23 protein-coding genes and 1 pseudogene are annotated in these 26,979 nt (G+C 74.6%); 12 read left to right on the top strand and 12 right to left on the bottom strand.

Annotated features, from left to right (window positions below; translation table 11 throughout):
* Positions 1–19: 19 nt before the first annotated feature.
* The 4 genes and pseudogenes from ACA361_RS12785 to ACA361_RS12800 all read right to left on the bottom strand — a co-directional run bounded on the left by ACA361_RS12785 (position 20) and on the right by ACA361_RS12800 (position 2,929).
* Positions 20–1,081, bottom strand: coding sequence for an endonuclease/exonuclease/phosphatase family protein (locus ACA361_RS12785; protein WP_375012123.1), 1,062 nt, complete (start codon positions 1,079–1,081; stop codon positions 20–22).
* Positions 1,078–1,716, bottom strand: a complete 639-nt coding sequence (locus ACA361_RS12790; RefSeq protein ID WP_375012496.1) for a hypothetical protein — start codon at positions 1,714–1,716, stop codon at positions 1,078–1,080. The genes ACA361_RS12785 and ACA361_RS12790 overlap by 4 nt, the downstream gene beginning before the upstream one ends.
* 232 nt (positions 1,717–1,948) lie before the next feature.
* Positions 1,949–2,248 (bottom strand): annotated as a pseudogene (locus tag ACA361_RS12795) (tetratricopeptide repeat protein); the annotation flags it as partial.
* 132 nt (positions 2,249–2,380) lie between these two features.
* Positions 2,381–2,929, bottom strand: coding sequence for a dihydrofolate reductase family protein (locus tag ACA361_RS12800; protein WP_375012124.1), 549 nt, complete (start codon positions 2,927–2,929; stop codon positions 2,381–2,383).
* Positions 2,930–3,037: 108 nt separating this feature from the next.
* Here ACA361_RS12800 and ACA361_RS12805 point away from each other — a divergent pair, with 108 nt between their 5' ends.
* The gene (locus ACA361_RS12805; protein ID WP_375012125.1) at positions 3,038–3,643 is read left to right on the top strand and encodes a DNA-binding response regulator; all 606 of its coding nucleotides are present in this window, start codon (positions 3,038–3,040) and stop codon (positions 3,641–3,643) included.
* Here the strand turns inward: ACA361_RS12805 and ACA361_RS12810 are convergent.
* A complete protein-coding gene (locus tag ACA361_RS12810; RefSeq protein ID WP_375012126.1) occupies positions 3,533–5,467 on the bottom strand; it encodes a sensor histidine kinase in 1,935 nt (644 codons plus the stop codon). The genes ACA361_RS12805 and ACA361_RS12810 overlap by 111 nt on opposite strands.
* A gap of 149 nt (positions 5,468–5,616) precedes the next feature.
* Between ACA361_RS12810 and ACA361_RS12815 the strand changes: the two genes are divergently transcribed.
* The 7 genes from ACA361_RS12815 (at position 5,617) to ACA361_RS12845 (ending at position 13,567) form a co-directional block, all read left to right on the top strand.
* A complete protein-coding gene (locus ACA361_RS12815) occupies positions 5,617–8,364 on the top strand; it encodes a BTAD domain-containing putative transcriptional regulator (RefSeq protein ID WP_375012127.1) in 2,748 nt (915 codons plus the stop codon).
* Between the two features lie 59 nt (positions 8,365–8,423).
* The gene (locus tag ACA361_RS12820) at positions 8,424–9,497 is read left to right on the top strand and encodes a class I SAM-dependent methyltransferase (protein ID WP_375012128.1); all 1,074 of its coding nucleotides are present in this window, start codon (positions 8,424–8,426) and stop codon (positions 9,495–9,497) included.
* Between the two features lie 184 nt (positions 9,498–9,681).
* A complete protein-coding gene (locus ACA361_RS12825) occupies positions 9,682–10,551 on the top strand; it encodes an ATP-binding cassette domain-containing protein (RefSeq protein ID WP_375012489.1) in 870 nt (289 codons plus the stop codon).
* Positions 10,548–11,375, top strand: a complete 828-nt coding sequence (locus ACA361_RS12830; RefSeq protein WP_375012129.1) for an ABC transporter permease subunit — start codon at positions 10,548–10,550, stop codon at positions 11,373–11,375. The genes ACA361_RS12825 and ACA361_RS12830 overlap by 4 nt, the downstream gene beginning before the upstream one ends.
* Positions 11,376–11,388: 13 nt before the next feature.
* A complete protein-coding gene (locus ACA361_RS12835) occupies positions 11,389–12,600 on the top strand; it encodes a sensor histidine kinase (RefSeq protein WP_375012130.1) in 1,212 nt (403 codons plus the stop codon).
* Entirely contained in the window at positions 12,597–13,265 is a 669-nt protein-coding gene (locus ACA361_RS12840) for a response regulator (RefSeq protein ID WP_375012131.1), read from the top strand. The genes ACA361_RS12835 and ACA361_RS12840 overlap by 4 nt, the downstream gene beginning before the upstream one ends.
* 68 nt (positions 13,266–13,333) lie before the next feature.
* Positions 13,334–13,567, top strand: a complete 234-nt coding sequence (locus ACA361_RS12845; RefSeq protein WP_375012132.1) for a hypothetical protein — start codon at positions 13,334–13,336, stop codon at positions 13,565–13,567.
* Positions 13,568–13,588: 21 nt separating this feature from the next.
* On the opposite strand, the gene ACA361_RS12850 is transcribed toward ACA361_RS12845, so the two are convergent.
* The gene (locus ACA361_RS12850; protein ID WP_375012133.1) at positions 13,589–14,716 is read right to left on the bottom strand and encodes a hypothetical protein; all 1,128 of its coding nucleotides are present in this window, start codon (positions 14,714–14,716) and stop codon (positions 13,589–13,591) included.
* Between the two features lie 50 nt (positions 14,717–14,766).
* Positions 14,767–15,009: a hypothetical protein gene (locus ACA361_RS12855; protein ID WP_375012134.1), complete on the bottom strand. Its 243-nt coding sequence runs from the start codon at positions 15,007–15,009 to the stop codon at positions 14,767–14,769.
* A gap of 365 nt (positions 15,010–15,374) precedes the next feature.
* On the opposite strand from ACA361_RS12855, the gene ACA361_RS12860 reads away from it, so the two are divergent.
* On the top strand, positions 15,375–16,391 hold the full coding sequence (locus tag ACA361_RS12860; protein WP_375012135.1) for a TIGR03617 family F420-dependent LLM class oxidoreductase: 1,017 nt from the start codon (positions 15,375–15,377) through the stop codon (positions 16,389–16,391).
* 6 nt (positions 16,392–16,397) lie between these two features.
* Here ACA361_RS12860 and ACA361_RS12865 read toward each other — a convergent pair whose 3' ends face one another.
* Entirely contained in the window at positions 16,398–17,291 is an 894-nt protein-coding gene (locus ACA361_RS12865) for a DUF1963 domain-containing protein (protein WP_375012136.1), read from the bottom strand.
* A gap of 67 nt (positions 17,292–17,358) precedes the next feature.
* Positions 17,359–18,306, bottom strand: coding sequence for an RNA polymerase sigma-70 factor (locus ACA361_RS12870; RefSeq protein WP_375012137.1), 948 nt, complete (start codon positions 18,304–18,306; stop codon positions 17,359–17,361).
* A gap of 194 nt (positions 18,307–18,500) precedes the next feature.
* Here ACA361_RS12870 and ACA361_RS12875 point away from each other — a divergent pair, with 194 nt between their 5' ends.
* Entirely contained in the window at positions 18,501–20,066 is a 1,566-nt protein-coding gene (locus tag ACA361_RS12875; RefSeq protein WP_375012138.1) for an MFS transporter, read from the top strand.
* 80 nt (positions 20,067–20,146) lie between these two features.
* Here ACA361_RS12875 and ACA361_RS12880 read toward each other — a convergent pair whose 3' ends face one another.
* Together ACA361_RS12880 and ACA361_RS12885 are read right to left on the bottom strand one after the other, a co-directional pair.
* Positions 20,147–21,037, bottom strand: a complete 891-nt coding sequence (locus ACA361_RS12880; protein WP_375012139.1) for a hypothetical protein — start codon at positions 21,035–21,037, stop codon at positions 20,147–20,149.
* 54 nt (positions 21,038–21,091) lie between these two features.
* On the bottom strand, positions 21,092–21,691 hold the full coding sequence (locus tag ACA361_RS12885; RefSeq protein WP_375012140.1) for a helix-turn-helix domain-containing protein: 600 nt from the start codon (positions 21,689–21,691) through the stop codon (positions 21,092–21,094).
* A gap of 279 nt (positions 21,692–21,970) precedes the next feature.
* Between ACA361_RS12885 and ACA361_RS12890 the strand changes: the two genes are divergently transcribed.
* Together ACA361_RS12890 and ACA361_RS12895 are read left to right on the top strand one after the other, a co-directional pair.
* Entirely contained in the window at positions 21,971–22,438 is a 468-nt protein-coding gene (locus tag ACA361_RS12890) for a hypothetical protein (protein WP_375012141.1), read from the top strand.
* A 78-nt stretch (positions 22,439–22,516) separates the two neighbouring features.
* Positions 22,517–23,629 carry a septum formation family protein gene (locus ACA361_RS12895; RefSeq protein WP_375012142.1) on the top strand — a complete coding sequence of 371 codons (1,113 nt, stop codon included), beginning with the start codon at positions 22,517–22,519 and terminating at the stop codon, positions 23,627–23,629.
* A gap of 22 nt (positions 23,630–23,651) precedes the next feature.
* Here the strand turns inward: ACA361_RS12895 and ACA361_RS12900 are convergent, their stop codons facing one another.
* Positions 23,652–26,972 (bottom strand): S8 family serine peptidase, encoded by a 3,321-nt coding sequence (locus tag ACA361_RS12900; RefSeq protein ID WP_375012143.1) that lies wholly within the window; start codon positions 26,970–26,972, stop codon positions 23,652–23,654.
* Positions 26,973–26,979: the final 7 nt, after the last annotated feature.

Below are 26,979 nucleotides of genomic sequence, written 5' to 3' on the forward strand. Positions count from 1 at the left end.
GTCGCGCCGCGAACCATGGTCACCAGGTGATTCTGGCTGCGACCGGGCGGTGGTCGCTGCCGGTGGCGGGCAGGACCCATGAGCTTTTCGGTTGCACGCCGCGGACGAGGATGTGGTCGATGCGTGCTACCGGGAGTGTGGCGGGCCAGGTGAAGCCGAAGCCGTCGCCGGTGGTGTCCTGGGTGGAGCGTAGTTGGGTGGTGAGGGGGTGCAGGGCGCGGTCGTGGGTGGTGGCGTTGAGGTCGCCGAGCAGGACCACCCGCTGGTTGGGTTCGGTGGCGATGGTGTGGGCGAGGGCGTGGGCGTTGCGGTTGCGGTGGGTGGTCCAGAAGCCGGTGCGGGGGGTGAGGCGGGCGGAGCCCAGGTGGGCCACGTACACCGCCAGCGGCCCGTGGGGGGTGGTCACGGTGGCGCGCAGGGCGCGGTTGTAGGCCTGTTTGGTTTCGGGTGCTTTGGTGGCGGCCAGGGGGCCGTGGTCCATCTGGATGTCGACCGGGCGGATGTGGGTGAGCGGGAGTTTGCTCCAGAGGCCGACCGTGCCCTGCACGGTGTGGTGCGGGTAGGTGTGTGCCAGTGCCTTCTCATAGGCCGGCCGTGCTTGGGGGGTGAGTTCTTGCAGGGCCAGCAGGTCGGCGCCGGTGGCGGTCAGGGTGCGGGCGGTGCCGGTGGGGTCGGGGTTGGCGGCGCCGAGGTTGTGGCCGGCCAGGGTGAGGTCGCCGCCCGGGCGGGTCTTGTCGGTGAGGGTTGCGGTGAACAGGTGCAGCCAGACCGCGGCCGGCAGTAGCAGCGCTACCGCCGCCGTGGGTGAGCGGCGCCACAGTGTGGCGGCGGCCAGTGCCGGGATCGGCAGGCCGGTCCAGGGCAGGAAGGTCTCCACCAGGCTGCCCACGTTCCCGATCCGGTTCGGGATGTGCGGGTGCAGCAGCATGAACAGGCCCAGCAGCAGCGCCAGCACGGCCAGGACCGGGCCGCGCCGCCACGGCTCCGATCGGCGATCGGTCGCGCGCCGGTCACCGGAGGCGGTGTCCGGTGCGGTCTCCGCCGTGTCCTCGGGTTTCCGGGTGGGGTCAGCGGTGGTCATGTGGCCTTGCCGCGGGCGATGTAGAGGTTCATGCCGGTGAAGTCGAGGGTGACGTTGTAGGGCTTGTAGAAGGGGTGGAAGAAGGTGGCCAGCACGTCGAACCCGGAGCGGGACGGCCTGCTGTTCGGGTTCGTCATGCAGTAGCTCCCCTTGGCGGTGGCGCCGCCGAGGCGGATCTCCTTCGGGTAGCAGGGGTACGCGACGGTCGGGTGGCTGTGGGCGAACGTCTCCACCGGGCGGTCGCGGTCGGTACGGATCCGCAGCCGCTCCGCCGTTCCGCCGGGTATGACCGCCGCGCTCTCCCCGACTCCGCCGATGGACAGGCCCACCACCTGGGCGCCGGAGCCGTCGACGCTCCCCCGGCTGTGCAGCTCGTGCTCATGCCCCAGGTACAGCGGCAGGGGCCTGGCGCCCGCCCGGGCCGCGTCCGCGCGTACCTTGGCGGCCGCTTCGGGGGTCGGGCGGCGCAGGATCAGCGACCGGCCCGCGTAGTCGAAGGTGGTCAGCAGGTGGTAGAAGACCCACGTGCCGATGAGGCCGTCGTTGGGCCCGGCGGGCGAGACCTGATCGGTCTCCGTCCACACCACGGGCATGTTGCGCAGTTCGATGTCGCCGAGCCTGAAGGAGTCCAGCACCGCGAAGTACTGCCATGAGGTGCCGTTCAGGTAGTCGATCCGCTGCTTGGCGACGGAGCGGCACCTGCGCGGTGTCGCCGTGGATCCGGTACGGCGCGCCGCGGACGGCCCCGAACCACTCGGCGTAGACGTCCTTGCCGGCCGCTCGCCAGCACGGAAGGGAGAGGGCGAACTCGTCCTGCCGGATATGGCAGTCGCCCAGGAGCTGGTTGGTCTCCTTGTCGCCCGGCGCCAGTTCGAGGGCCCGCTTGAGGTACCTCTCGGCCTCGGGGAACCTGTTGGCCAGCAGCGCGACATGGCCGCGCCGGCGGGCCGCGTGCAGGTTCGCGGGGTCCTTTCGCAGGATCTCCTCGTAGGCGCGGCCGGCCTGCTCGAACCTTCCGGCCTTGAACAGCGCGTCCGCGCCGGCGGCGTCCGCTCGCGCCGCCGGTGTCCCGCCGAGCACCGGCACGGCCGCGGCGGCACCGGCCACCGCGGCGGCGCCCCGCAGTAGCGAGCGCCGGTCCCATTCCCTGTCGTGGTCACCGTCCATGCGGACTTTCTAGCCAGCGGACGGTCACAGCGCGGTGCCGGAAGCTGTGACCCGAGTGTGACCGGGGTCCGCGGCGGAGGCCGGCCGGTCGCGGCCCCCGGGGTGGGGGCCACGGCCGGCCGGGTGGGCGTCTCAGCCGCCGGTGGGGCGGTACGTGAGGACGACGATGCCGCTCGGGAAGGTGAGGGTGTCGACCAGTTCCACCTTTCCGGCGCTCTCCGGGCGGAACAGCGGCTCGCCGGAGCCCTTGATGACCGGGTGGACCCAGATCCGGTACTCGTCCAGGAGCCCGGCGGCGGCCAGGCCGTCGGTCAGCCGGCCGTTGCCCCAGACGAGGATGTCGCCGCCGTCCCGCTTCTTCAGGTCGGTCACCGCGCCGGCGAGGTCGTTGCCGTCGATGACCGTGGTGGGGTCCCAGAGGGAGGTGTCCACCGGCTCGGTGGCGACGACGTACTTGGCCATGGAGTTGACGTGGTCCGCGTACGGGTTGCCGCCCATGTTCGGCCAAGCCTGCGCCATGCCCTCGTAGGTGACGCGGCCGAGCAGGAGCGCGTCGGCCTCCTTCGTCGTGGTGAAGGCGTGGGTCTGGGACTTCTCCTCGGAGTACTCCATCGACCATTCGTGCGGGTTGTCGATGAAGCCGTCGAGGGTGGCGATCGTCGAGGCAACGACCTTGCGCATGGTTTCCTCCGTTTGGGTGGGTATCGCCTGTGCGGGCGTGATTAGACTCGCAATCCGGAGAAACCGCCGGTAGTGGCCCCGTTCAGTACTTCCATGTGAAGGATTCACATGATCCGTGTGATGGTCGCCGAGGACGTCCGCATCCTGCGGGAGACGCTGACCACCGTCCTCGGGCTGGAGGACGACATCGAGGTCGTGGCGGCGGTCGAGCGCGGCGACCAGATCGTCGCCACGGCCGAGCGGGCCCGGCCCGACGTGGCGGTGCTCGACATCGACCTGCCCGGCATGGACGGCCTGGACGCCGCCGCCGAGCTCCGCGCGCGGCTCCCGGACTGCCGGTCGGTCGTCCTGACCGGTCTCGGCAAGCCCGGATACCTGCGCCGCGGGCTGGCCGCGGGGATCTCGGGGTTCCTGCTCAAGCACGCGCCGGCCGACGACCTCATCGACGCGATCCGCAAGGCCGTCGCCGGCGAACGGGTGGTCGACCCCCAGCTCGCCCTGGCCGAGCTGGAACGGGCCGACAGCCCGCTCACCGCGCGCGAGGCCGACGTGCTCCGGCTGTCGGCGACCGGCGCGGAGGCCGGCGACATCGCCCGCTCCCTCTCACTGAGCCTGGGCACCGTCCGCAACTACCTCTCGTCGGCCGTCATGAAGCTGAACGCCCGGAACCGCATCGACGCGATCCGCATCGCCTCCGACCAGGGCTGGCTGTAGCGGCACCACCGCCGTCAGCCGGAAGCCCTCCCCGTCCTCGCCGTCCTCGCTCTCCTTGCCGGCGGTCAGCGTCCCGCCCAGCTCCCGCACCCTCCGCGCGAGGTTCTCCAGCCCCAGGCCCGGGGCGGCCGCCCGGCCCGGGACGCCGTCGTTGGCCAGGCTCAGCCGGACCCCCTCCCCGGTCTCCTCGACGTCCAGCTCGCACCGACTCGCCTCGCTGTGCCGCAGCACGTTGGTGACGCCTTCGCGCAGGACGGTGGCGAGGACCGTGTCGGTCTCCGCCGGCAGCCGTACCGGCCGGACCGTCCCGGTCACCTCGATGCCGGCGGCCGAGAGCGCCGCGCGGGTGGACGCGGCCTCCGCCGCCAGCGTGATCTCGCCGCGCCCGGCCACGACGTCGTCCAGGTCCGCCAGGGCACGGCGGGCCGCCGCGAGGCCCTCGGCCAGCTCGGCGCGGGCCCGGCCGGGGTCCCTGTCCAGCAGCCGCAGCGCCAGCTCGTTCTTGAGCACGACCACCGACAGCCCCAGGCCGAGCAGATCGTGCAGATCGGTCGCGAACCGCAGCCGCTCGCGGGCCACCGCCGTCCGCGCCAGCTCCGCCCGCGCCTCCCTGACCCGCAGGGCCAGCTCGCCCATCCGCACCAGCCCGTACACGACCAGCGCCCGCTCGCAGCTCCACACGATCTCGTAGGCCATCCCCAGCGCGGTCGGATCGCCGAGCTGCGCGTCCCAGACCATGAGCAGCGGATCCAGGCAGATCAGCGGGACGGCCAGGACCCACCGCGCCCACCCGCGCACCACGACCAGCACCACGCCCGGCAGGTAGTAGACGAGGATCCACAGCGCGAAATCGAAGACGAGCAGCGGCGCCAGGGCGGGCACGACGATGAGCAGCGTCCAGAGCGGCCGGCCCGAGGGGGCGCACGCACGGAGGAACAGCAGGACGAACGCGGCGAGCGCCCCGAAGTACAGCGCCGTCTCCGGCAGGCTCAGGTCGACGCGCAGGAACGCCCGCACCGCCCCGGGAACGATCATCAGGCAGATCGTCGCGGCGCCGAGGACCGCCACCCTCCTGGACGTCAGGTCGTCCGCCGCCGGCCGGCCGGTGGCGAGATGCTCGCGGCCGTACCCGTGCGCCACCGACCGCGTCTCGTTGAGCGCCGCCCGCGCCACGTCCAGCCGCCGCCCGACCGCCGCCCGGTCCCCCGCCTCCCCGTCCCGGACGACCCGCTCCAGGCTCACGGCCACCCGCTCGTTGAGCTGCTGCGCGAACACCAGCCGCTCGCGGGCCACCTCGGCCGCCGCGAGCTCGTCCCTGGTGCGCCGCATGTCGCTGACCAGGTCGGCCAGCCGCGCCACCCCGTACAACGCGATCCCGACGAAGGCCGCGTGCCCGACCGCCAGATGGGCCGCCTCCGCGACCGTCGGCCGGACCGGCAGCGCGGCGGCGAACTGCGCCGCGATCACCAGCGCGAACCCGCCCCACGCCGCCCACCGCCGGCGGATGAGCAGCAGGAACGCCGCCGCCAGGAACCCCGAGTTGCCGTACCAGGTGGACGCGTACCAGATCTGGCCCACGGCGGTCAGGACCGCCTGGACGCCCAGCGTCCACTGCCAGCCGCGCACCCGAACGTCCTCCGACCAGCGGATGCAGTTCCGCAGGTGCAGGAGCAGCAACGCGGTCAGCAGGGCGAACGCGGCCGGCTTGCCGCCCGGCTCCGCGTTGATGATCCCGACATACCCGCCGAACGCGAACCCGCAGCTCACCCCCACCGCGACGACGCGCGCCCAGCGAACGGCCGCCACCGGAGACGCGATTTCCATACAGCCTCCCGGGATGGGAAATCCCGCGCATCGTATAGACGAGCGGCCGTCGGGAGCGCCGTCCGGCGCCGGTTGGCCCACATCTGCCAAATGGCGCCCGGGCGGGATTCGGCGTCCACCGGATCCGGTCCGGAGCGCAGAATGGTCGCGTGGGCATCGAGGTCGGTCTGCTGGGGCCGGTGGAGTTGCGGCTGGACGGCTCGCCCGTACCCCTGCCCGGCCTGTCGCAGCGCATCGTGCTCGCCCGGCTGGCCCTCGCCGCCGGCCGGGCCGTCCCGGCCGGCGACCTCGTCGACGCCCTCTGGGACGGCGCGCCGCCGGACAACGCGACCGGCAACCTGCACAGCTACGTGTCCCGGCTGCGGCGCCGCACCGGCGCGGACGCCATCCGCCGCGAGCCCGGCGGCTACCGGCTGCGCCTCCCGGCCGGCGCCCTCGACACCGAACGGGTGGAACGGCTGGTCGCCGCCGCCCGCGGGCAGCCGCCGGAGCCCGCCGCGGCCGCCCTCGGCCGGGCGCTCGCGGCCTGGCGCGGCGACCCGCTCGCCGACGTGGCCGGCCGGGTCGCGTTCGCCCCGCACGTCGCGCGGCTCACCGAGTGGCGGCGGCAGCTGCGGGAGGAGTACCTGGAACGGCGCCTCGACGCGGGCCGGGCCGCCGCGGCGCTCCCCGAGATCGAGGCGCTGGTCGCCGCCGGACCGCCGCGGGAACGCCCGCACCTGCTGCTCGTGCGGGCCCTGCACCAGAGCGGCCGGACCCCGGAGGCGCTGGCCGCGGCCCGCGCGTACCGGGAGCGGATCGCCGACGGGCACGGCATCGACCCGTCCCCGGAGTTCGCCGAGCTGCACCGCCGCGTCCTGAGCGAGGACCCCGCGCTGCGTCCCGCCGTACGGGTCGCGCCGCGGCGGCCCGCCGACCGCTTCTTCGGGCGCCGGGCGGAGCTGGCCGCGCTGCGCGAGGCGCTCGCCGCGGGGCGGGTGACGACCCTGGTCGGGCCGGGCGGCGTGGGCAAGACGCGGCTGATGACCGAGGCGCTCTCCGGCGGTGAGCTGGTGGTCGAGCTGGCCGAACGGTCCGTGCCGGCGGACGTCGCGGTGGCGGTCGCCGGCGCGCTCGGCCTGCGCGCCGCCCCGCGCGGCGGTGCCGCGGCCATCGCCGAGCGGCTCGGGGCGGCGCCGGCGGTGCTCGTCCTCGACAACTGCGAGCACCTGCTGGAGGCGGTGCGCGCGCTGGTCGACGAGATCGTCGCGCGCTGCCCGGGCGTGCGGGTCCTGGCGACCTCGCGGCGGCGGCTCGGCGCGGCCGGGGAGCGGGTGCTGCGCCTCGGCCCGCTGCCGCCGGCCGACCAGGTGGCGCTGTTCTGCGACCGTGCGGCGCTGCTGCGCGCCGGCTTCCCGGACGACGCGCGCACCCGCGAGCTGGCCGCCGAGATCGGCGGGCTGGTCGACGGCCTGCCGCTCGCCGTCGAGCTGGCCGCCCGGCGGGAGGCGGTCTTCGGGCTGGTGCACCTGCGGGACCGGCTCGGGGCCGGGCTCCAGGTGCTCGACCCGGCCCGCGCGGGCGACCGCGCCACCGCCGTCTCGGCGACCGTCGAGTGGTCGTACCGGCTGCTCGACCCGGCCGCGCAGGCCCTCCTCGACCGGCTGGCGGTGTGCCGGGGCGGCTTCGGGCCGGACGCGCCGCCGCACTTCGCGCCGGACGCCGACCGGCTGCTCGCCGAGCTGGTGGACGCGTCGCTGGTCGAGTGCGACCTGCGCACGGACACGCCCCGCTACCGGCTGCTGGAGACGGTCCGCCACGCGGCCCTCGGCCACCTCGGCGCGGACGGCGTGCGGGACGCCCGGGACGCGCATGCCCGCTGGATGCTCGGCCTCGCCGCCGAGCTGGCCGACCGCAGCCGCGACCGGGACGCGTGGGCCGTCCCGGCGTACCGGCGGGAACGGGCGAATCTCCAGGAGGCGCTCGCCTGGCTGGACGGCACCGACGACGGCGCGCGGCTGGCCGCCCGGCTCGCCGTGATCAACTCGGGCGCGCCCGACCCGGCGGTCACCGCCCAGCTCGCCCGGATCGCGCCCGCCCGGGTGACGACCGAGAGCGAGGTGCTGCGGGCGGTCGCCGCCGGCAACGCCGAGCTGCTGAACGGCCGTCTCGCGGCGGCCGACCGGGTCCTCGACGCGGCGTTCGGCCGGATGCCCGGCGACCACCCGCTGCGCTGGAACGTGCTGCTGAGCCGGATCTCCAGCGCGATGTTCCAGGGCAGGCCCGATGCCGTGCGGGCCGACGCGGTGCGGATGGCCGAGGACCCCGGGGCGCCGCGCTGGGCGCGCGCCACCGGGATCTGCTGCGCGGCGCTGATGGACGCGTACGCCGGCGAGGCGGAGCGGGGCCGTCGCCGGCTGGAGCGGTACGCCGACCGCCTGCGCACCGATGGCTTCGTGTCGTTCACCCGCGGGGAGCTGCTCGCCGCGAGCGACCCGGAGGCGGCCCTGGACTGGTACGAGCGGTCCATCGCGGCGAGCGACCGGGTTTACCAGGCGTACATGGCCAACGTCGCCCGGGTCGCGCGGGCCGCGGTCCTGATCCGGCTGAAGCGGCACAAGGACGCGGTGGCCGCCTGCCGCGAGGTGATCGGCGAGGTGCGGGAGACCGGGATGACCGCGCAGGTCTGGACGATCCTGCGGCTCACCGCCGAACTCCTCGCCGACCTGGGCGACGCGGGGACCGCCGCGATGATCGTCACGGCGGCCGACGCCGACCCGCTCGCCCCGGCGGTGATGGGCCCGGACCGGGAGCGGCTCGCCCGGCTGCGTGCCGTCGCCCCGTCCGCGCGGCCCGGTGACGGCGGCTCCGCCGCGGTCGCGGAACGCGCGCTGGCCGCGCTGGCCCGCCACGGCTGACAGCGGCCGGCAAGGGCGGGGCAAGCGCCCGGCAAGCGGGCCCGCGCAGGGTTGCCGGCATGACACAGACACAGCAGACTCCGGCGGTCGACGAGGCCAGCGTGGAGGCGTTCGCCGGCAAGCTGATCACCGACTTCGCCGGCGCGTCCAGCACCGCGATGACCGTCCTCGGCGACCGGCTCGGCCTGTACCGGGCGATGACCGGCGCCGGCCCGATGACCGCGGCCGGCCTCGCGACCGCCACCGGCCTGAACCTCCGCCTCGTCACCGAGTGGCTGAAGGAGCAGGCCGTCTCCGGCTACGTCGTCGCCGACGGCGAGACCTTCGAGCTGCCGGCCGAGCACGCGCTCGCGCTGTCGGTGGTCGACTCGCCCGCGTACGTGGTGGCGGCCGCCGAGATCATCACCGGCTTCTTCCAGTCGCTGGAGAAGCTGGCGGACGCGTTCCGCGGCGACGGCGGCGTCCCCTACGGCGACATGCCCGGCTGCACGTTCCACGGCATCGAGCGCTACTTCCGCACGGCGTACGTCAACCAGCTCGCCCAGACCTGGTTCCCGGCCGTGCCCGGGCTGGTCGCCAAGCTGGAGGCCGGCGCCCGGGTGGCCGACGTCGGCTGCGGGCACGGCTTCGCCACCATGCTGATCGAAGAGCTCTGGCCGAAGAGCACGGTGATCGGCCTGGACTTCCACGAGCCGTCCGTCGCCGTGGCCCGCGCCCGCGCGATCGAGGCCGGCGCCGCCGCGACGTTCCACGTCGCCGACTCCGCGGGGATCGGCGCGCACGGGCCGTTCGACGTGGTCCTCTACCTCGACTCGCTGCACGACCTCGGCGACCCGGTGGGCGCGCTGCGCGCCGCGTACGACTCGATGGCCGCCGGCGGCGTCCTGGTCGCGGTCGAGCCCTGGTCGGCCGACGACTTCACCACCGCGGTCGGCTCGCCCATCGCCCGCATCGGGTACGCGTCCTCCACCGCCCTCTGCACGCCCGGCTCGCTGAGCCAGCCCGGCGCGTACGGGCTGGGCACCCAGGGCGGCCCGGCGAAGCGGCTGGCGCTGCTGGCCGAGGCCGGCTTCCGGGACCCGTTCCTGGCCGCCGACACCGGCTTCAACCTGGTGGTCGCGGCGACCAGGTAATCCCCCTCCCGGAGGGCCGCCGCACCGCGCGGCGGCCCTCCGGCACTTCCGTACGACAAAGGTCGTACCGGGCCGGTGGCGAGGATCAGACCGCGGTCTGTTTCCGCGGGCGGCGCATATCCGTAGCGTTGTTCCGGTGATCGAGATAAGCGATTTGACCAAACGTTACGGCCGCAAGACCGCCGTGCGGAATCTGTCCTTCACCGTCCGCCCCGGCCAGGTCACCGGATTCCTCGGACCGAACGGCGCGGGCAAGTCCACCACCATGCGCATGATCGTCGGATTGGACCGCCCGACCGGCGGAACCGCCACGGTGAACGGCCGTGAATACGCCGAATACCATGCGCCCTTGCAGAAAGTCGGCGTACTCCTGGAAGCGAAAGCGGTGCACCGGGGCCGCACTGCTCGCAACCACCTGCTCGCGCTGGCGCAGACCCACGGGATCCCCGCCGGACGCGTGGACGAGACGCTGGACCTGGTCGGCCTCGGCGAGGCGGCCCGGCGCCGCGTCGGGACCTTCTCGCTCGGCATGGGCCAGCGGCTCGGCATCGCCGTCGCCCTCCTCGGCGACCCGGAAGTGATCATCCTCGACGAGCCGGTCAACGGCCTGGACCCCGACGGCGTCCTGTGGATCCGTAACCTGCTCAAGGACCTCGCCGGGCAGGGGCGCACCGTCCTGGTGTCGAGCCACCTGATGAGCGAGATGGCCGTCGCCGCCGAGCACCTCGTCGTCATCGGCCGCGGCCGGCTGCTCGCCGACACCACCGTCGAGGAGTTCATCGCCCGCGTCGACACCGGCACCGTCATCGTGCGGTCCCCGCTGGCCGGCGAACTGCACGACCTGCTGATCGGCCACGGCGCGACGGTCGCGAGCACCGAGCGTGGCGTGCTGCGGGTCCACGGCCTGCCGGCGGAGCGGATCAGCGAGCTGGCCGCCTCCGGCGGTGTCCCGCTGCACGAACTGACTCCGAAGCGCGCGTCGCTGGAGGAGGCGTACATGGAACTGACCCGGGACGCGCTGGAGTACCGGCCGGCGGAAAGGAGCGCGGCATGACCAGCGGCCTCGACACGCCCGCAACGGCCACCCGCCCGGAGTACCGGGTGACCCTGCCCCGGGTGTTCCGTTCGGAGCTGACGAAACTGTGGTCGCTGCGCTCCACCTGGATCGTGCTGGCCTGTGTCGGCGCCGCGCTGATCGGCCTCGCCGCCCTCTTCGCCGCCGCGTACGCGTCGGACGTGGACGCCGGCAAGGCCGAGCCGTCCACCGCCGCCGCCATCGACACCGCCTTCGACGCCCTGCACCTGGGCTCGCTGATCATCGTGGTCCTCGGCATGCTGCAGATGACCGGCGAGTACGCCTCCGGGTCGATCAGGTCGAGCCTGACCGCGGTACCGCGGCGGCTGCCGCTGATGTGGGCCAAGGCGCTGGCGATGACCGTGCTCGTCGCCCCGGTGATGCTGGCCGTCTGCCTGGTGTCGTTCCTGGTGAGCCAGGCGGTCGCCGGCGAGCACGGGGCCGGCCTCGGCGACGGCGGCGCACTGCGCGCCGTCGTCACCGGGCCGCTGACCGTGGTGGCGCTGGCCCTGGTCGGCCTCGGTCTGGCCACCGTCATCCGGCACACCGCCGGGGCGCTGACCACCTACGTCGGCGTCATGCTGGTGACTCCGGCGCTGCTGGCGCTGGCCGTCCCCGAGCCGGTGCGCGAGGCGATCCTCCCGTTCCACCCCGGCCTGGCCGCCGAAGCGGTCTACACGCTGGACACCGGCGCGTCGCAGACGGACCTGCTCGCCCCCGGCGCGGCGGGCGCGGTGCTGGCGGTCTACATCGTGCTCAGCCTCGCCGCCGGCGCGGTGGTCCTGCGTGTACGGGACGTGTAACACTCGGACGACCATGGTGCCGGTTCTCTCTCACATCGCACCGCATATCGCACGGCGGCCGCGGGCGGCCGACGCCGCCCTGGCCGCCGCGCTCACCGTGACCAGCCTCGCGGCGGGCGGACAGGCCGGCGTCCTGGGCTGGTTGTGCGTCGCCGCCGTCCACGTCCCGCTGGTGTGGCGGCGCCAGGCCCCGCTGCCGGTCTTCTGGACGGTCGCCGTGCTGGCCGGGGTCGCCGCGTACCCGCTGGCCGTCGAAGGGCCGTACCTGCTGCTGGCCCCGCTGGCGGCGCTGTACACCCTCGCCCGGCACCGGCCGCGCTGGCAGTCGCTGATGGTCGCCGGGCTCGCCGAGACCGCGCTGCTCTGGGGCTGGGCGGCGGGCGAGCTGACGTGGGCGAAGATCCTGGGCCTCGCCCCGCTGACGGCCGTCACCGTGCTGGCCGGCACGAACCTGCGCAGCCGGCGCGCCTACCTCGACCAGCGGGCGGCGCGGGCCCGGCAACTCGAACGGGACCGCGAGCAGCGGGCGAGGCTGGCGGTGGCCGCCGAGCGGGAGCGCATCGCCCGGGAGATGCACGACATCGTCGCCCACAACCTGGCCGTCATGGTCGCCCTCGCCGACGGCGCGGCGCTCACCGCCACCGGCGATCCGGAACGGGCGGCCACGGTGATGCACAAGGTGGCGTCGACCGGGCGGCAGGCCCTGGACGAGATGCAGCACCTCCTCGACCTGCTGCGGAACGGCACCGCCGAACCGTCCTCCGGCCACACCCCGCAGCCCGGCCTGGCCGACCTCGACGACCTGGTCGAGCAGGTGCGCGCCGCGGGCCCGCAGGTCACGGTCACCCAGGAGGGCATGCCGCGCGACTGGAGTCCCGGTGCCGGGCTGGCGGTGTACCGGATCGTGCAGGAGGCGTTCACCAACACCCTCAAGCACGCCGGGCCGGCCGCCCGGATCGAGCTGCGCCTGCGCTACCTGCCCGACGGCGTCGAACTGGAGGTCGTCGATGACGGGGCGCTGCGGCGGTGGCCGGGGGCCGGCCGTACCGGCACCGGCGGCCACGGCCTGGTGGGCATGGCCGAGCGGGCCGGTGCCTACGGCGGCGGCGTCGAGGCCGGGCCGCGCCCCGGGTCCGGCTGGCGGGTCGCCGCCCGGCTGACCTTCGAGAACGCCGATCCGGGCGCCGTCCCGGACGGCCCCGTCAGGAGGATGGCGACCCGGTGACCACCACCGTGCTGCTGGCCGACGACCAGCCCCTGATGCGGATGGGCTTCCGCATGGTCCTGGAATCGCAGCCGGACCTCGCCGTGGCCGGCGAGGCCGGCGACGGCCGCGAGGCGGTGTCCATGGCCCGCGAGCTGCGGCCCGACGTGCTGCTGATGGACGTGCGGATGCCGGAGTGCGACGGCATCGAGGCCACCCGGCTGATCGTCGCCGAGGGCATCCCGACCCGGTGCCTGGTGCTGACCACCTTCGACCTGGACGAGTACGTGTACGCCGCGCTGCGCGCCGGGGCCAGCGGGTTCCTGCTGAAGAAGGTGACGCCGCAGGAGCTGATGTACGGCGTCCGTGCCGTGGCCGCGGGCGACGCCGTCATCGCGCCGAACGTGACCCGCCGGCTGATCGGCGCGTTCGCCGACCACCTGCCCGACCCGGCGGCCGGGCGCCCCGCCGCCGACCCGCGGCTGGACCTGCTCACCGAGCGGGAGCGGGAGGTGCTCGAACTCATCGCGGACGGGCTCTCCAACAGCGAGATCGCCGCCCGCCTGGTCATCTCGGAGGCCACGGTGAAGACGCACGGCGGGCGCATCTTCGCCAAGCTGGGCGTCCGGGACCGGGTGCAGGCGGTCATCTTCGCGTACGACAACGGCATCGTCGGCCGCGGCTGAACCCGTCCCCCTGCCGCGACGCCACCCCGGATATGGAGGCCGGTGGCGGGGGCGGGCAGGATGGCGTCATGAGCGAGGTCCAGTCCCTGCAGCCGAACACCTGGACGCCCATGCTCGGCACGGACACCGAGGTGCTGATCGACGGTCTCCCCGCCGGCATCGACGTCCGGGCCGAGCGCTACCGGGACCGGAACGGCCACGAGCTGCTGCAGTTCAGCTGGACGATGCCGTCCGGCGAGAAGATCGCGATCCGGGCCCCCGGGGTCGCCCCGGACTGGACCGAGGACTTCCCGCCCGGCTGACCGGCGGGCGTGGCACGAGCCCTACGAGGACCCGGCCTCGGTGTGGCGGTACCAGTTGCCGTCGGGGCCGGTGGTCCGCCATGAGCCGTCGCCGAGGGGGACGACGTCCGTGCGGGTGAGGAACTCCGGGGCCAGGGGGCGGAGCACCCTCCCGGCGCGGAGGTCGACCAGGTGGTTCTCGTGGAAATCCTCGAGATCCTCGGGGTCGCCGTACTCGTCGTGCCCGGTGGCGCGTTCGCCGCGGACGGAGACGATCGCGGTGCCGGCGTCGAGGAAGCCGGCGATCCAGCCGATGAAGAAGGTCTCGTGCTTCTCTTCGTCGTACCCGAACGCGTCGGCGTTGACGGCGGTCCCCTCCTGCCCGTCGGGGAAGGTGCGGATGAGCAGCCGCTGGAGCCGCGAGCCCGGCACGTCCTCGATCGTGAGCATGCGGTCGCCGTCGGGCGACAGGTCGTACAGGGTGCCGTTCCACGCGTACTCGGAGACCGAGATCCCCCCGTCCTCCAGGGAGCCGCGGTACACCCTCGATCCCTCTTGCCCTTCGCCCACGTCGAGCAGCACGTGCTCGCCCTCCGGGTGAACGAGATGGAACGCGCCGTGCCCTCCGCTCGCGAGTTCGGCCTGCCCCAGCACGTCGCCGGTCGCCGCGTCGAGGGCGAGCCACTGGTCGAAATGGCCGCGCCCCCTCATCGCCAGGTCCGGCCGGTAGAGCCACACGACCTCGCCGTCCAGGGAGAACGCGCAGGAGGCGCGGCCGTTCATGTACTGCTCGGGCGCCGCGCCGAAGTCCACTCGCCATTTCGGCTCGCCGTCGCGCCCGACGCAGACGAGTTCCTCGCCGGTCGTGTACACGGCACGTTCCAGGTCGGGCGCCGCCGCATGGCCGAGGGGCCGCTCCCCGGCGGGGAACACCGCCGCCGGGTCGAGGAGCGCCCCACTGGCGAAGGGGCGCGAGAGGTCATAGGCGACGACGCTGTCGAGCGTGGCTCTGGTCTGGATTCTCCGATCGGCGGGCATGCCGCCACAGGCTAATCGAAGCGGGCCCTGGTTCGGGGGCACGACGACGATCACGACATTGCCGATCTTCTGACCGGTCTCGACGTACCGGCAGGCGTCGACGATCTCGTCGAGCGGATTGATCGTCCGCAAACCTCCCGCCCGCCGCCCGTCCACAGCCGGCCACTCGCGCGGAGCAGGCCCTAAGCGGGCTTGCCCATGTCGATCCACCGCTGGAGCGTTTCCAGCCGCTCCTCGGACCACGTGCCGTCGCAGGGCATGTGCCCCATGGCCAGGGAGCCCATGATGGCGTCGGCGTTCTCGGCCACATCGGCGTGGTCGAACAGGTCGAAGTAGGACAGCATCGCCTTGCGGTCCTTCTCCCGGAACAGGGGCTTGATGTCCTGCTCGAAGCCGAGCTCGCCGCCCTGGTCGGTCGTCGCCATGTCTCCTCCTCCTTCAGCGGACGGCGCGCGCCGGTCCAGTAGGTAAGACAGGGCGGCTCGTTGATCGGTGACAGGGCCGTTCGAGGAGTCCGCCGTCGGCCGGGACCTCGTGCATCAGCTCGGCGATGCCGGTGGGGACGGGCGGGACGGGTTCGCGGCGCACGCCGGTAGCCCTTGACGGGGTAGCGGTCCAGGCGGGCGATGCGCGGAACGGACACGACACTCCATAACAGTCGAAAACGGCCGTCCTGGGCGCGACGATCTTCCCCGTCGCCTTGACCGCGGCGGGCCCGGTGCCCACGATCCTGTTGATCGGCGGCGGCACCGGACCCGGCGCGCCCGCCGCGCGGAACGGAGGGCGCTCGGTGAAACTCGACGTGCAGCTGGACGGCCGGCCGGACGAGGCGGCGGCGCGCGCCCGCGCGCTCATCGCCGCGGGGGTGGACGGCCTGTTCACCTTCGAGGGCCCGCACGACGTGTTCCTGCCGCTGATCGTCGCGGCCGGCGCGGCGGAGGTACCGCCGGCCGACCTGATGACCAACGTCGCGATCGCCATCCCCCGCAGCCCGATGCAGCTGGCCAACATGGCGTACGACCTGCACCTGCTCAGCAAGGGCCGCTTCCGGCTCGGGCTCGGCTCGCAGATCAGGCCGCACATCGAGAACCGGTACGGCTCCACCTGGAGCAGGCCGGCGGCCCGGATGCGCGAGTCGGTCCTGGCCGTGAAGGCGATCCTGAACGCCTGGCAGGACGGCACCCGGCTGGACTTCCGCGGGGAGTTCACCAGGCACACCCTGATGCCGCCGGCGTTCGACCCCGGCCCGAACCCGTACGGCGTCCCGCCGGTCCTGCTCGGCGCGCTGGGGCCGGTGATGACCAGGACCGCGGCGGAGGTCGCGGACGGGCTGCTGGTGATGCCGTTCCACAGCCGCCGGCATTTCCGCGAGCGGACGCTCCCCGCCGTGGCCGAGGGGCTGGAGCTGGCGGGCCGCGAGCGGATCGACGTGTATCCGCAGGCGATCGTCGCGATGGGCGACACCCCCGAGGAGATCGCGGCGGCGGCCGTGGGGGTGAAGGGGCTGCTGGCGTTCTACGGCTCCACCCCGGCCTACAAGCCGGTCCTGGACGTCGAGGGCTGGGGGGACCTGCAACCCGAGCTGAACGCGCTCTCCAAGACCGGCGACGTCATGACGATGATCGGCCTGATCGACGACACGATGATGCGGACCCTGGCGATCGCCGGAACGCCGGCCGAGTGCGCCGCCGAGATCAAGGCACGGTTCGGCGACGTGGCCGAACGGGTCTGCGCCTACTTCCCCGGAACGTCCCACCGGCGGGAGACGGTCGCCGCCCTCGCCCGCGAACTGGGCACGAAGCCGTGAAGCCGCTCACATGGGGTAGCGCCGGATCGGATGGTCCCAGGAGGCCGGGCAGTAGTAGACCTGCAGATAGGTGTTGTCGCCGACGGTGAGGCCGGTCGGCTCGGAGAGGGCCGGCCCCCGAGGTTCCCCGGCGGGGACGCGGTAGGAAGACGGGGCGGTCTCCGGGGTGTGCCGGACCTCCATGCTCGCGATGGTGAGCAGCGCTTCTAGCGGAGTGCCGCAGTCGCAGGTGAACCAGCCGTGGTACGGGCCGCCGATGTTGGAGTCGGCCGGCCATCCCCCGACCTTGCAGCCGTCGGCGTAGGAGCGGACGTCCGGGTACCAGGTGCCCATGCGCTCGTCCTGCTCCGCGACATGGTCGTGGAACGCCTCGCCGAGGACCCACGCCGGCGGGTACTCGGCGACCCGCTCGGGACTCAGCGTGCACGGCACCGGCAGGTAGCCCTCCTCCAGCAGGATGCCGTCGCCGGAGCCCGGCCGCGGCGGGTTGGGCGCCGGGTCGGCGATCTCGGCGGAGGCGCGCCAGCGGACCTCGAAGGACTCGTCCGCCGGGTCGCCCTGCGGCGACCCGTACAGGCAGTCGACGGTGTCGTCCGGGATCCAGAGCACCTGCAGGAGGTCCTTGCCGGGCGGGTGGGGCAGGTCGGGCAGGTCGCGGACCCACAGCTGCGCCACCGCGATCAGCGGCAGCGGTTCGGCCTGCGGGGCCCGGTCCGCCCGCGAGCCGTACGGGCGGCGCGGCCACGGCTCGTCCGCCGGCCACAGCAGCGGCCCGCCGATCGAGCTGTCCCGCACCCCGGGGGCGCCGGGGACCGGGTGCAGCATCGTGGTGGTGCGCTCGTGGCCGCGCAGGGCAGGGAAGAGCGCGGTGATGTCCGAGGGCGGGGGCGGGGTTCGCACGGGCGCATTCTGCCACCGCGGAGGTGGCGGCGGGCCGTGATCGTTCCGCACCCGGCGGCTCGGCGGCTCAGCGGCTCAGCGCGGTCTCCCGTTCCACCCGCGACAGCTTCTCGGGGTTGCGCACGTGGTAAGCGCCGGTGACGAGGCCGTTCTCGACCCGTACCGCCACCACGCCGTCGATCTCCCCGTCCAGCCGGACGAGCAGCCCCGGGGCGCCGTTGACCTGGACCGCCTCGACCGACCGCCGCGCGCCGCGCCGCCACCAGCCGGCGGCCAGCAGCCGGGCCACCCGGTCCGCGCCCACGACCGGCCGCAGCAGGGCCTTCCTCACCCCGCCGCCGTCGCTCAGGGCGACGACGTCCGGCGCGAGGATGTCGAGCAGGTTCTGCAGGTCGCCGGTCTCGACCGCGCGCTGGAACGCCCGGAGCGCGGCCCGGATCTCGGCCGGGGACGCGGCGCCGCGCGGCCGGCGCGCGGCGACGTGCGCCCGCGCCCGGTACGCGAGCTGGCGGACCGCGGCCGGGCTCCGGCCGACGGCGCCGGCGATCTCCTCGTACGGCAGGTCGAACACCTCGCGCAGCACGAACACCGCCCGCTCGGTCGGGCCCAGCGTCTCCAGCACCAGCAGCATCGCCATCGAGAGGCTCTCGGCCAGCTCGACGTCCTCGGCCACGTCCGGCGCGGTCAGCAGCGGCTCGGGCAGCCACGGACCGACGTAGGACTCCCTGCGGCGGCCCATCGTGCGCAGCCGGTCCAGCGCCTGCCGGGTGACGATCCGCACCAGGTAGGCGCGCTCCTCCCGGACGGTGGCCGGATCGACGTTCACCCACCGCAGCCACGTCTCCTGGAGGACGTCCTCGGCGTCGGCGGCCGAGCCGAGCATCTCGTAGGCGACCGTGAACAGCAGGTTGCGGTGGGCCACGAACGCCTCGGTCGCCGGATCCGCGGACTCCGCCCGGCCGGCGCGCTCCGGCCGTTCATGCGCGCCGGCCGTCCGCTCGCCGCGCTCGCTCATGCCCGGCTCCCGCCCGTTCGGCCTCGTGACTGCCACACGCACAAGACGCCGTGGCGCGCCCTTCTGTAACACCGCCGCCCGGTGGCGTACGTCACATGCCCGCGGCTGTTATGGCGGCGGGGGCACCGGCGTCTCGTGTTCGTCAGGACCGGCGTACGCGCCGGACATGAGGAAGAAGGAAGGTAGCCCCATCCATGGCCGACACGACCCTGCCCGGCATCGACCCCGCCCGCCCCGGCGGCTCCCCGGACGCGAAGGGGGCCGCCCCGCCGCCCGATCCCCGCCGCTGGTGGGGCCTGGTGGTCATCGCCCTCGCCCAGCTGATCGTGGTGCTGGACATGACCATCGTCAACATCGCCCTGCCGTCCGCGCAGCGGGACCTCGGCATGACCGACGGCAACCGGCAGTGGGCGATCACCGCGTACACCCTCGCCTTCGGCGGCCTGCTGCTGCTCGGCGGGCGCATCGGCGACCTGTTCGGGCGCAGGCGCGCCTTCGTCACCGGACTGGTCGGCTTCGCCGCGGCGTCCGCGCTGGGCGGCGCCGCCACCGGCCCCGGCATGCTGTTCGCGGCCCGCGCCCTCCAGGGCGTCTTCGCGGCGCTGCTCGCCCCCGCCGCGCTGTCCCTGCTGACCACGACCTTCACCGACCCGCGCGAGCGCGGGAAGGCGTTCGGCGTGTTCGGCGCCATCGCCGGCGCCGGCGGCGCCGTCGGCATGCTGGTCGGCGGCCTGCTGACCGAGTACCTGGACTGGCGCTGGTGCCTGTACGTCAACGTCCCGGTGGCGGCCGTCGCGGTGGCCGGCGCGGTCGTGCTGCTCAAGGAGCCGGGCCGCGGCACCGGCGCAAGGCTGGACGTCCTCGGCGCCGTGCTGGGCACCGCCGGCGTGCTGGCCATCGTGTACGGCTTCAGCGAGGCCGAGTCCCGCGACTGGACGGACGCGCGAGTGCTCGCCCTGCTCGTCGGCGGCGTACTGATCCTCGGGCTCTTCGCCCTGCGGCAGTCCCGCGCCCGGACGCCGCTGCTGCCGCTGCACATCGTCAGGGACCGCCGGCGGGCGGGCGCCTACCTGACGATGGGCCTGGTCACCGTCGCCATGTTCGGCGTCTTCCTGTTCCTGACCTTCTACCTCCAGGGGATCAAGGAATGGTCCCCGCTGAAGACCGGCACGGCCTACCTCCCGATGACCGTCTGCATGGTGATCGGCTCCACGCAGATCTCGGCCCGGCTGCTGCACCGGGTGCCCGCCCGCGCGCTGATCACGCCCGGCCTGCTGGTGGCGGCCGGCGGCCTGGCCTTCCTCGCCTCCATGGACGTCGACGCCACCTACCTCGGCCGCGTCCTGCCCGGCATCTGCCTGATGGGCCTCGGCATGGGCGTGACGTTCATGGCGGCCATCTCCACGGCCACCGGCGGCGTCGCGCCGGGGGAGCAGGGCGCGGCGTCGGCGACCCTCAACACCATGCAGCAGGTGGGCGGGTCGGTCGGCACCGCGCTCCTCAACACCATCGCGGCGAGCGCGACCGCCGACCGGCTGGCCGGCCACCGGATCGACCCCGCCGGGCAGGCCGCGCAGGCGAAGGCGGCGCTGGCGGAGGCGACGGTGCACGGCTACTCCCTCGCGACCTGGACCTCCGCGGGCATCCTGCTGGTGGCCGCGCTGGTCGCCGCCGTCCTCATCAACTCAAGGCCGCCCGCGAACGACACGGCTGAGGCGGCGGACGACACCACGCCCGCCACCCCCGTGCACGCGGGCTAGCCCGAGCGGTCGACTCGTGGCGTGTTCCCCGTCCGGCGGGCGCGCGAAGGGGGAACACGCCACGAGTCGACGTGGTGGGGTCAGCGGGAGTGGGCGGGGCGGTGGCGGCGGTTCAGAGGGGTCGGACCCCAGGGCTTGGTGATTGAGAGGATGACCGCGGCCACGGCCAGCGCGGGAGAGACCATGGCCAGGTACGGGGTGGCGCCGAGCGCGGCGCGGATCTCGGCGCCGGTACGGCCCGCCTCCGCGAGCGCGAGGCCGTCGGCCGGGACGTCCTGCCAGGCGATGATCGGCAGCACCATCAGCACGAGCATCGTGGCGAACTTCGCGGCCACCCACCATCGGCGCAGCAGGCCCCAGCGGGTGCCGGCGGCCAGCACGATCCCGCTGAACAGCGCGCAGAACGCGGCCGGGCCGAGGAAGGTGCCGTCGATGACGAGCATCGCGGTGAACAGCGCCCGCGCCGTGCCGGCGTCCCCGGCGCTCACCGCGGTGATGCCCAGCGAGCCCTGCACGGTGATGATGCCCAGCCACGCCACCGAGGACGTCACGTGCACCACCAGCACGCCCTTGCGTACGGGCGGGGACAGTTCGCGCCTCGCCGCGGTCCGGATGTGGGCGTTGGACGGCGGCAGGAACGCCAGCGCCACGGCGAGGATCTGGGCGGCCGCGCACGCCAGCGCCAGCCGCACGGCGGCGTCCGGCCGGTGCGCCGGGTCCAGCTCGGAGGGCTCGGCGAACACCAGGACGGGTGACAGCAGCACGGTGAGGGCGGCCTGCACCGCCAGCATCGTCCGTCCCCACCGCCGGTCCGCCATGGCGGCGAAGAACAGCAGCGCCGCCGACCAGAACGCCGGCCAGAACGCGGCCCGCACCGCCGCCCCGGCGCGCTGCTCGACGAGCATCGCGGCCGCCAGCAGCGCGGCGGCCAGAACGGAGACGGCCGTCGCCGCACGAAGGGTGATAGGCATGCCGCGACGCTATGGAGGCCCCCGCCCGGGCGCCTTGGAGAAATGGGACACCGTTCAGGACGGCCGGGCCAGGACGTCCGGTCTGGTGGCGAACTCGGTCGGGGTGCAGCCGGCCAGCGCGCGGAAGTCGGCGTCGAGATGCGCGTGGTCGTAGTAGCCGCAGTCGGCCGCGATGCGCGACCACGGCCGCTCGGGCGCCAGGGCGCGCAGCCGCGCGGCCCGCCGGAACCGCAGCACCCGCGCCATGCTCTTGGGCGGCAGGCCCACCTGGTGGTGGAACCGGCGGCTCAGGTGCCGGCGGCTCATCCCGAGTTCGGCGGCCAGCTCGCCGATCGCGACGGTGCCGCCGGACCGGCGCAGCCGCCGCCACGCCCACGCGACGGCCGGGTCCGGCGCGTCCGCGGCGGCCGCCCGCTCGCCCAGCACCCGGCCCAGCAGCCGGAACCGCGCGTCCCAGTCGCCGGTCGACGCGAGCCGCTCGACCAGGTGGTCCGCGGCCGGTCCGAGCACGTCGGCCAGGTCGGCGGCGGCGCCGCTGAGCGCCCGCATCGGCACCCCCAGCACCCGGTACGCGCCCAGCGGCGTCATCTCGACCTGGAGGCTGTGCACCTCGCCGGCGTGCACCGTGGACCCCGGCGTGTCCTTGACGCCCACCACGAACGCCGACGCCGCGCGGGCACCGATCCCGACGTCCCGGACGCGGACCGTACCGGATCGCCGAACCGCAGGATCACCTTCACGCCGCCGCCCGGCGCCGACGGCCGCTCCCGCGGCTCCGCGAAGCGCGCGCGGTACCCCAGGCAGCGCACCACCTCCGCCTCCGGCGGCCAGCCCGGCGGGCCGTGCACGATCTCCACCCGGCCCACCCTACGCAGCGGAACGGCGCCGCCCCATAGGCTGAGGTCCCCCGGTCGGTGAAGGAGTCGGCGGACGGTGAGCAGGCGCTGGAACGGATGCGGTCTTCTCGTCCTCGCGACGTTCGTCAGCGCGCTGGCCGCGGTCGCGGGGGCCATGGGATCCGTCTCGTGGACGCACCACCGGCTGGCGCACGAGAAGGGCGGCGTGCCGGGAACGCTCACCGTCACGGGCCATTCCACCGGGAAGGGCGGCTCTCGCGGCTGCGTGGGCGACTTCCGGCCGGACCGCGGCGGGGACGCCCGTACGGGAATCCGGCTTGAGGCGTCGGGAAAGTGCGCGCACGGCGTCGGCGACCGGGTCCGGACGAGGATGGCGCCCGGCTCGGACACGGCGGTCCCGCCGGGGTCCCGGAGCTGGATCGCGCCGGGAGCCGTCGCGGCGGGCTTCGGCCTGATGCTCCTGTTCGCGCTCACGGCGATCGGCGTCACCGCCGCCCGAGCCGTCCGGGCACGCGCACGCAACGCTCCCTCCGGTCCTCCCTAGAACGAACCCGTGGCAGGAACCGGCCATCGACCGGCGGAACGCACATTTCGTGATCTTCGTTTCGTAGTTTCGGCGCTCGTGACTCCGCCATCGAACGCCGACGAGACCGCGAGCCCCTCGCCGGCCGACCCGTCCTCCGGCGAAGCGCCGGCCTGGACGCCTCCGGACTCGCTTCCGGAGCCCTCGGACCGGGCCGCGGCGCCGCCGCCCGCCGCCCCTCCCCCGACGGGCCCGTTGCCCGGCCCCCAGGCCGCGCGGACCAACCGGTACGCGCTGGTCGCGCTGCTCGCCGGGCTGTTCGGGATGATCGTGTTCGCGATCGGCTTCGGCATCGCGGCGCTCGTCCAGATCGGCCGCCGCGGCGAGCGCGGCAGGGGGATGGCCATCGGCGGTCTCGCCGCCGCCGGGGTGTGGACGCTGGGCGGCACGGTCGTCGCGGCCGTGTCCTTCGGCACGGCCGTCGGCGACGCGGCGGAGGAGTCGTCGCTCGCGCTGTTCCCCAAGGCGGGCCAGTGCTTCGACTTCGGCGGCGCCGACGGGGCCGAACTCGCGGTCGTTCCGTGCAGCGTGCCGCACCAGGCCGAGATGGTCCTGCGCTACACGATGCCCAAGGGCCCCTACCCGGGCGACCAGGAGATCCAGCGGCGCGGGGACGCCGGGTGCGAGCAGCGCTTCCAGGGCCGCTTCAAGACCAAGGCCCCGGTCGACAACGGCATGGCGCACGCGATCGTCTCGACCAGGATCGGCTGGCGGCTCGGCGACCGCGGCGTTCACTGCGCCGTCGTGTCGGCGCTGCAGGACACCCCGCTGACGCAGCCGATCGGGCCCGGCCCCTGGAACCACCGCGCCCTGGACGAGCTGCGGCCCGGCGACTGCTTCATCCACACCCGGGACGAGACGTTCACGGTCGAGCTCGCCGAATGCAGGGACCCGCACAACGGCCAGCTGTTCCACCGGTTCGAGCTGCCGGCCGGGGCCTATCCGGGCGACGCCGCGGCCGAGAAGGCGGCGGAGCGCGGCTGCACGGCCCGGTGGAAGGACATCAGGGCGGAGGGGAAGCCGCCGGTCCCGATCCAGACCTGGCACTGGAACCCCTCGAAGGAGACCTGGGCCGAGGGCGACCGCCTGGTCCTCTGCTACGTCACCGATGCCCGCGACCGGGACCTGACCAGGTCGGTTCTGCCGAGCTGAGGTCCCGGCCGCGGGAACGGCGTCAGCGGGTCCGGTAGGCGTTCATGATCCGCTGGTCGACGGCGCTGCCGCCGGCGTCGCGGGCCTCGACGCGCAGGGACACGCCCTGGCCCTCGGCCGGGACGGGGAGCGGGGCCGAGTACCGGCCGCCGCCCAGGGCCCTGACCGTGACCGGCGTCCAGGTCCCGCCCTCGTCGGCCGACGTCCACAGCCGCATGCCGGTGACCGGCGCGGCGCCGGTCCCCTCGACGCGCGCGACGGTGAAGGTGGCGGGGCGCCCCGCCGGCCGGTTGAGCAGGTCGAGGCCGAGGTCGTGGTCGACGGTGAGCAGCGGCAGCCGGGCGGTGCCGGTGCCCGCGGGGCCGGTGGACCTGAACGTCCAGGTCGTGGACGTGCGGTTCGACACGGCGAGCAGCGCCGAGGCGTCGGTGTCGTACCGGAGGCGGTAGGTCGCGGCCGCCCGCGGAACGGCGAAGCGGGCGGCCTGGACGGTCGACTCGCCGATCTCGCGATCTCCCGCGTGCAGGGTCATCCGCCGCTTGATCGCGCCCGGGTCGGGCAGCCCGCAGTCGAAGCGGTCCGGGCGGGCCTGGAGGTCGGCGAGGTGGACGGTCATCACCTCGCGGGTCCGGGCGGACGGCAGCGGCGTGCACTCGCTGGCCGACACCCGCGTCGCCGAGTACGGGCCGGGGCGCATCGGCTGGACGCCCCAGCTCTTGACGATCCGGCTCCCGGGGGCGCGCTCGGTGAACGGCTCCTGCTCCACCCACTCCTCGATCGCCGCGGGGGACGCCAGCTCGTTCCACAGGAGGCCGCGGCCGGTCGACAGGTGGTCGGTCCGGGTGGTCCCGGCCGTGTTGGCGCTGCTCCCCTCGGCGAGCAGGAGGCCCTCGGGGGTGATGCCGTACCGCTTGTCCCGCAGTCCCTTGAAGGTGTCCCCGTCGATGGCGGCGAACCGCTGGTCGACGCGCGCCATCCGCGCCTGCGCGGCCGGGGTCACCACGACCGAGGGGTCGGCGGGGAAGCGGTCGCCCAGCGGCTCCAGCAGGTCCCACACGTTCCCCGGGGCCTCCAGGCGGAACGAGCCGTACGCGGTGAACGTGCCCGTGCCCACCGGACCGGTCGGCTGGGCGTAGATCTTCTGCGTTCCGGGATCGGCCGAGTAGAGGCTCTGGGCCCAGGTCATCTGCCCGTTCCCCTGGACGTAGGCGGCGATCGCCGAGGCGGTCCGGGTGGTGCGCCCCTGGACGCTCGCGGTGACCTCCTTGGCCGCGGCGCCGTCCAGGGTGACCGTCATGTCCCGGTCCAGGGTGAAGTCGGGATCGCCGGCGAGCGCGGTCCGGGAGGCGCCGTCGGACTCGTCGGAGATCAGCCCCATCACGCTGTAGCGGCCGCGCGGGAGCCGTACCGCCGTGGCGCCGCCGGCGGCGATCTCCACGTCGCCGAAGGTCCGTGTCACGTCGTTCAGGTCGATGACGTAGGCGTACGCGCTGAACGCGTCGCCCGGCGTCCCGCCGATGGGGGCGGCCTTGAGGGTGAGCGTGTGGGCCGGCGGCTCGATCTCGAACGTGACGAGCGTCCGCGGCCCGCCCTCGGCGGTCACCTCCGCGACGTACAGGCCGGGCTCGTCCTTGAGCTGGGCGGTGTCGATACGCAGGGTCGCGGTGGCAGTGCCGTTCGGGGGCACGTCCACCGCGGCGGCGGAGAGTCCGGCCGCGCCCGCGACGGTGCCGCCGCGCCGCCGGGTCAGCTCGACCGACAGCGGGAGCCGCGCGCCCTGCCGCCCGGTCCAGGCCAGCTCGGTGGTGACGGGGCCGGTGACGGCGCCCAGGTCGACGACCCCGGTGGCGGTGGTCGCGGGGGCGGTGACGGCGGTGCCGGCGTCCAGCCGGCCGGTCCCGCGCTCGAACGCGTCGCCGCCGGTGGCCGGGGCGGTCGAGCCGGTGAGCGCGGCCTCGATCCGCGCCGCGGTCCAGTCCGGGTGCCGCTGGGCGACCAGCGCGGCCGCGCCCGCGACGTGCGGCGCGGCCATGGACGTGCCGGACGCGGCGGTGTAGCGGGCGTCGACCGGCTCGCCCATCGAGGTCCCGGCCGCCCGCGCGGCGACGATGCCGACGCCCGGCGCGACGATCTCCGGTTTCATCGCGGTACGGCCGGGCCGCGGCCCCCGCGAGGAGAACCCGGCCAGCGCGTCCGCGGGGTCGACGGCGCCCACGGTGAGCGCGGAGCCGGCCGCGGCGGGCGCGCCGATGTCGCCCGGCCCGCCGCTGTTGCCCGCGGCGGCCACGAACAGCGAGCCGTGCTCCGCCGTCAGCCGGTCGAGGGCCCGCGAGACCGGGTCGGTGCCGTCGGACGGCTCGGTGCCGCCCAGGCTCAGGTTCACGACCCTGGCGCGCGGCGCGGCCCATTCCGCTCCGGCGATGACGTCGGACATCTCGCCGTAGCCCTCGTCGTCCAGCACCTTGCCGGAGATCAGCGACGCCTGCGGGGCCACGCCCTTGCGCTCGCCGCCCGCCGCCGCGCCGGTGCCCGCGGCGGTCGCGGCCACGTGGGTGCCGTGCCCGGCCCGGTCGGCGGTGTCCGGCGCCTGGCTGAAGTTCGCCGCCTCCGCCACGCGGCCGGCGAGGTCGGGATGGGCGGCGTCGACGCCGGTGTCCAGCACGGCCACCGTGACGCCGCGCCCGGTGTACCCGGCGGCCCACGCCTTGGGCGCCCCGACCTGGGTCAGGTTCCGGTCGAGTCCGGCGGCGCGCGCCGCCGGGGCGGCCGCCGCGCTCGACGCCTTCACCTTCTGGTCCAGCCAGATCTTCTTGATCCCCCCGGACCGCGCGGACAGCGTGGACGCGAGCCGCGTCCCCTGCCCCTTCGGCTGGCGTACGGCCACGGCCCCGATGCTGGCCAGCCGCCGTTCCGTGCGCGCGCCCAGCGCCCGCACCCCGGGCTCGCCGGCGACGATCAGCGGCAGTTCGCGGCTGCGCGCGTCGTCGTACCCCTGCCGGATCAGCGCCGTCACGTCGAACAGCTTCGGGTCCAGCACCCGCCCGACCTGCGGCGCCACGTCCGCCGGGATCACCGTCACGGTCCCGTCCGGCCGGATCGCCCGGTGGAAGACCCTGTTGCGGCGGTCCGCGCCGGGTTCGACCGAGACCAGCGGCATCCGCCCCTTCACCGCGCGGACCTTCACCACGTCGCCGGTCAGCAGCGTGACCGTCCACGATCCGCCGGCCGGCGGCCGTCCCGCCGGCGGGTCGCCGGGGGCGGCGTGCCCCGGCACCGCGGGCAGCACGGCGACCGCGGCGCCCAGCAGCGCCGCGCCCAGCACCGCCCTGTTCGTTCGTCTCACCGGACCT

Source organism: Actinomadura sp. 21ATH (genome assembly GCF_041951345.1).
In the GTDB taxonomy this organism is placed as follows: domain Bacteria; phylum Actinomycetota; class Actinomycetes; order Streptosporangiales; family Streptosporangiaceae; genus Spirillospora.

Bases quoted from the DNA above. Each gene is read 5' to 3' on its own strand.
- ACA361_RS12785 (WP_375012123.1), bottom strand. From the start codon at position 1,081: ATGACCACCGCTGACCCCACCCGGAAACCCGAGGACACGGCGGAGACC.
- ACA361_RS12800 (WP_375012124.1), bottom strand. From the start codon at position 2,929: ATGCGCAAGGTCGTTGCCTCGACGATCGCCACCCTCGACGGCTTCATC.
- ACA361_RS12805 (WP_375012125.1), top strand. From the start codon at position 3,038: ATGATCCGTGTGATGGTCGCCGAGGACGTCCGCATCCTGCGGGAGACG.
- ACA361_RS12810 (WP_375012126.1), bottom strand. From the start codon at position 5,467: ATGGAAATCGCGTCTCCGGTGGCGGCCGTTCGCTGGGCGCGCGTCGTC.
- ACA361_RS12820 (WP_375012128.1), top strand. From the start codon at position 8,424: ATGACACAGACACAGCAGACTCCGGCGGTCGACGAGGCCAGCGTGGAG.
- ACA361_RS12830 (WP_375012129.1), top strand. From the start codon at position 10,548: ATGACCAGCGGCCTCGACACGCCCGCAACGGCCACCCGCCCGGAGTAC.
- ACA361_RS12835 (WP_375012130.1), top strand. From the start codon at position 11,389: ATGGTGCCGGTTCTCTCTCACATCGCACCGCATATCGCACGGCGGCCG.
- ACA361_RS12845 (WP_375012132.1), top strand. From the start codon at position 13,334: ATGAGCGAGGTCCAGTCCCTGCAGCCGAACACCTGGACGCCCATGCTC.
- ACA361_RS12855 (WP_375012134.1), bottom strand. From the start codon at position 15,009: ATGGCGACGACCGACCAGGGCGGCGAGCTCGGCTTCGAGCAGGACATC.
- ACA361_RS12870 (WP_375012137.1), bottom strand. From the start codon at position 18,306: ATGAGCGAGCGCGGCGAGCGGACGGCCGGCGCGCATGAACGGCCGGAG.
- ACA361_RS12875 (WP_375012138.1), top strand. From the start codon at position 18,501: ATGGCCGACACGACCCTGCCCGGCATCGACCCCGCCCGCCCCGGCGGC.
- ACA361_RS12880 (WP_375012139.1), bottom strand. From the start codon at position 21,037: ATGCCTATCACCCTTCGTGCGGCGACGGCCGTCTCCGTTCTGGCCGCC.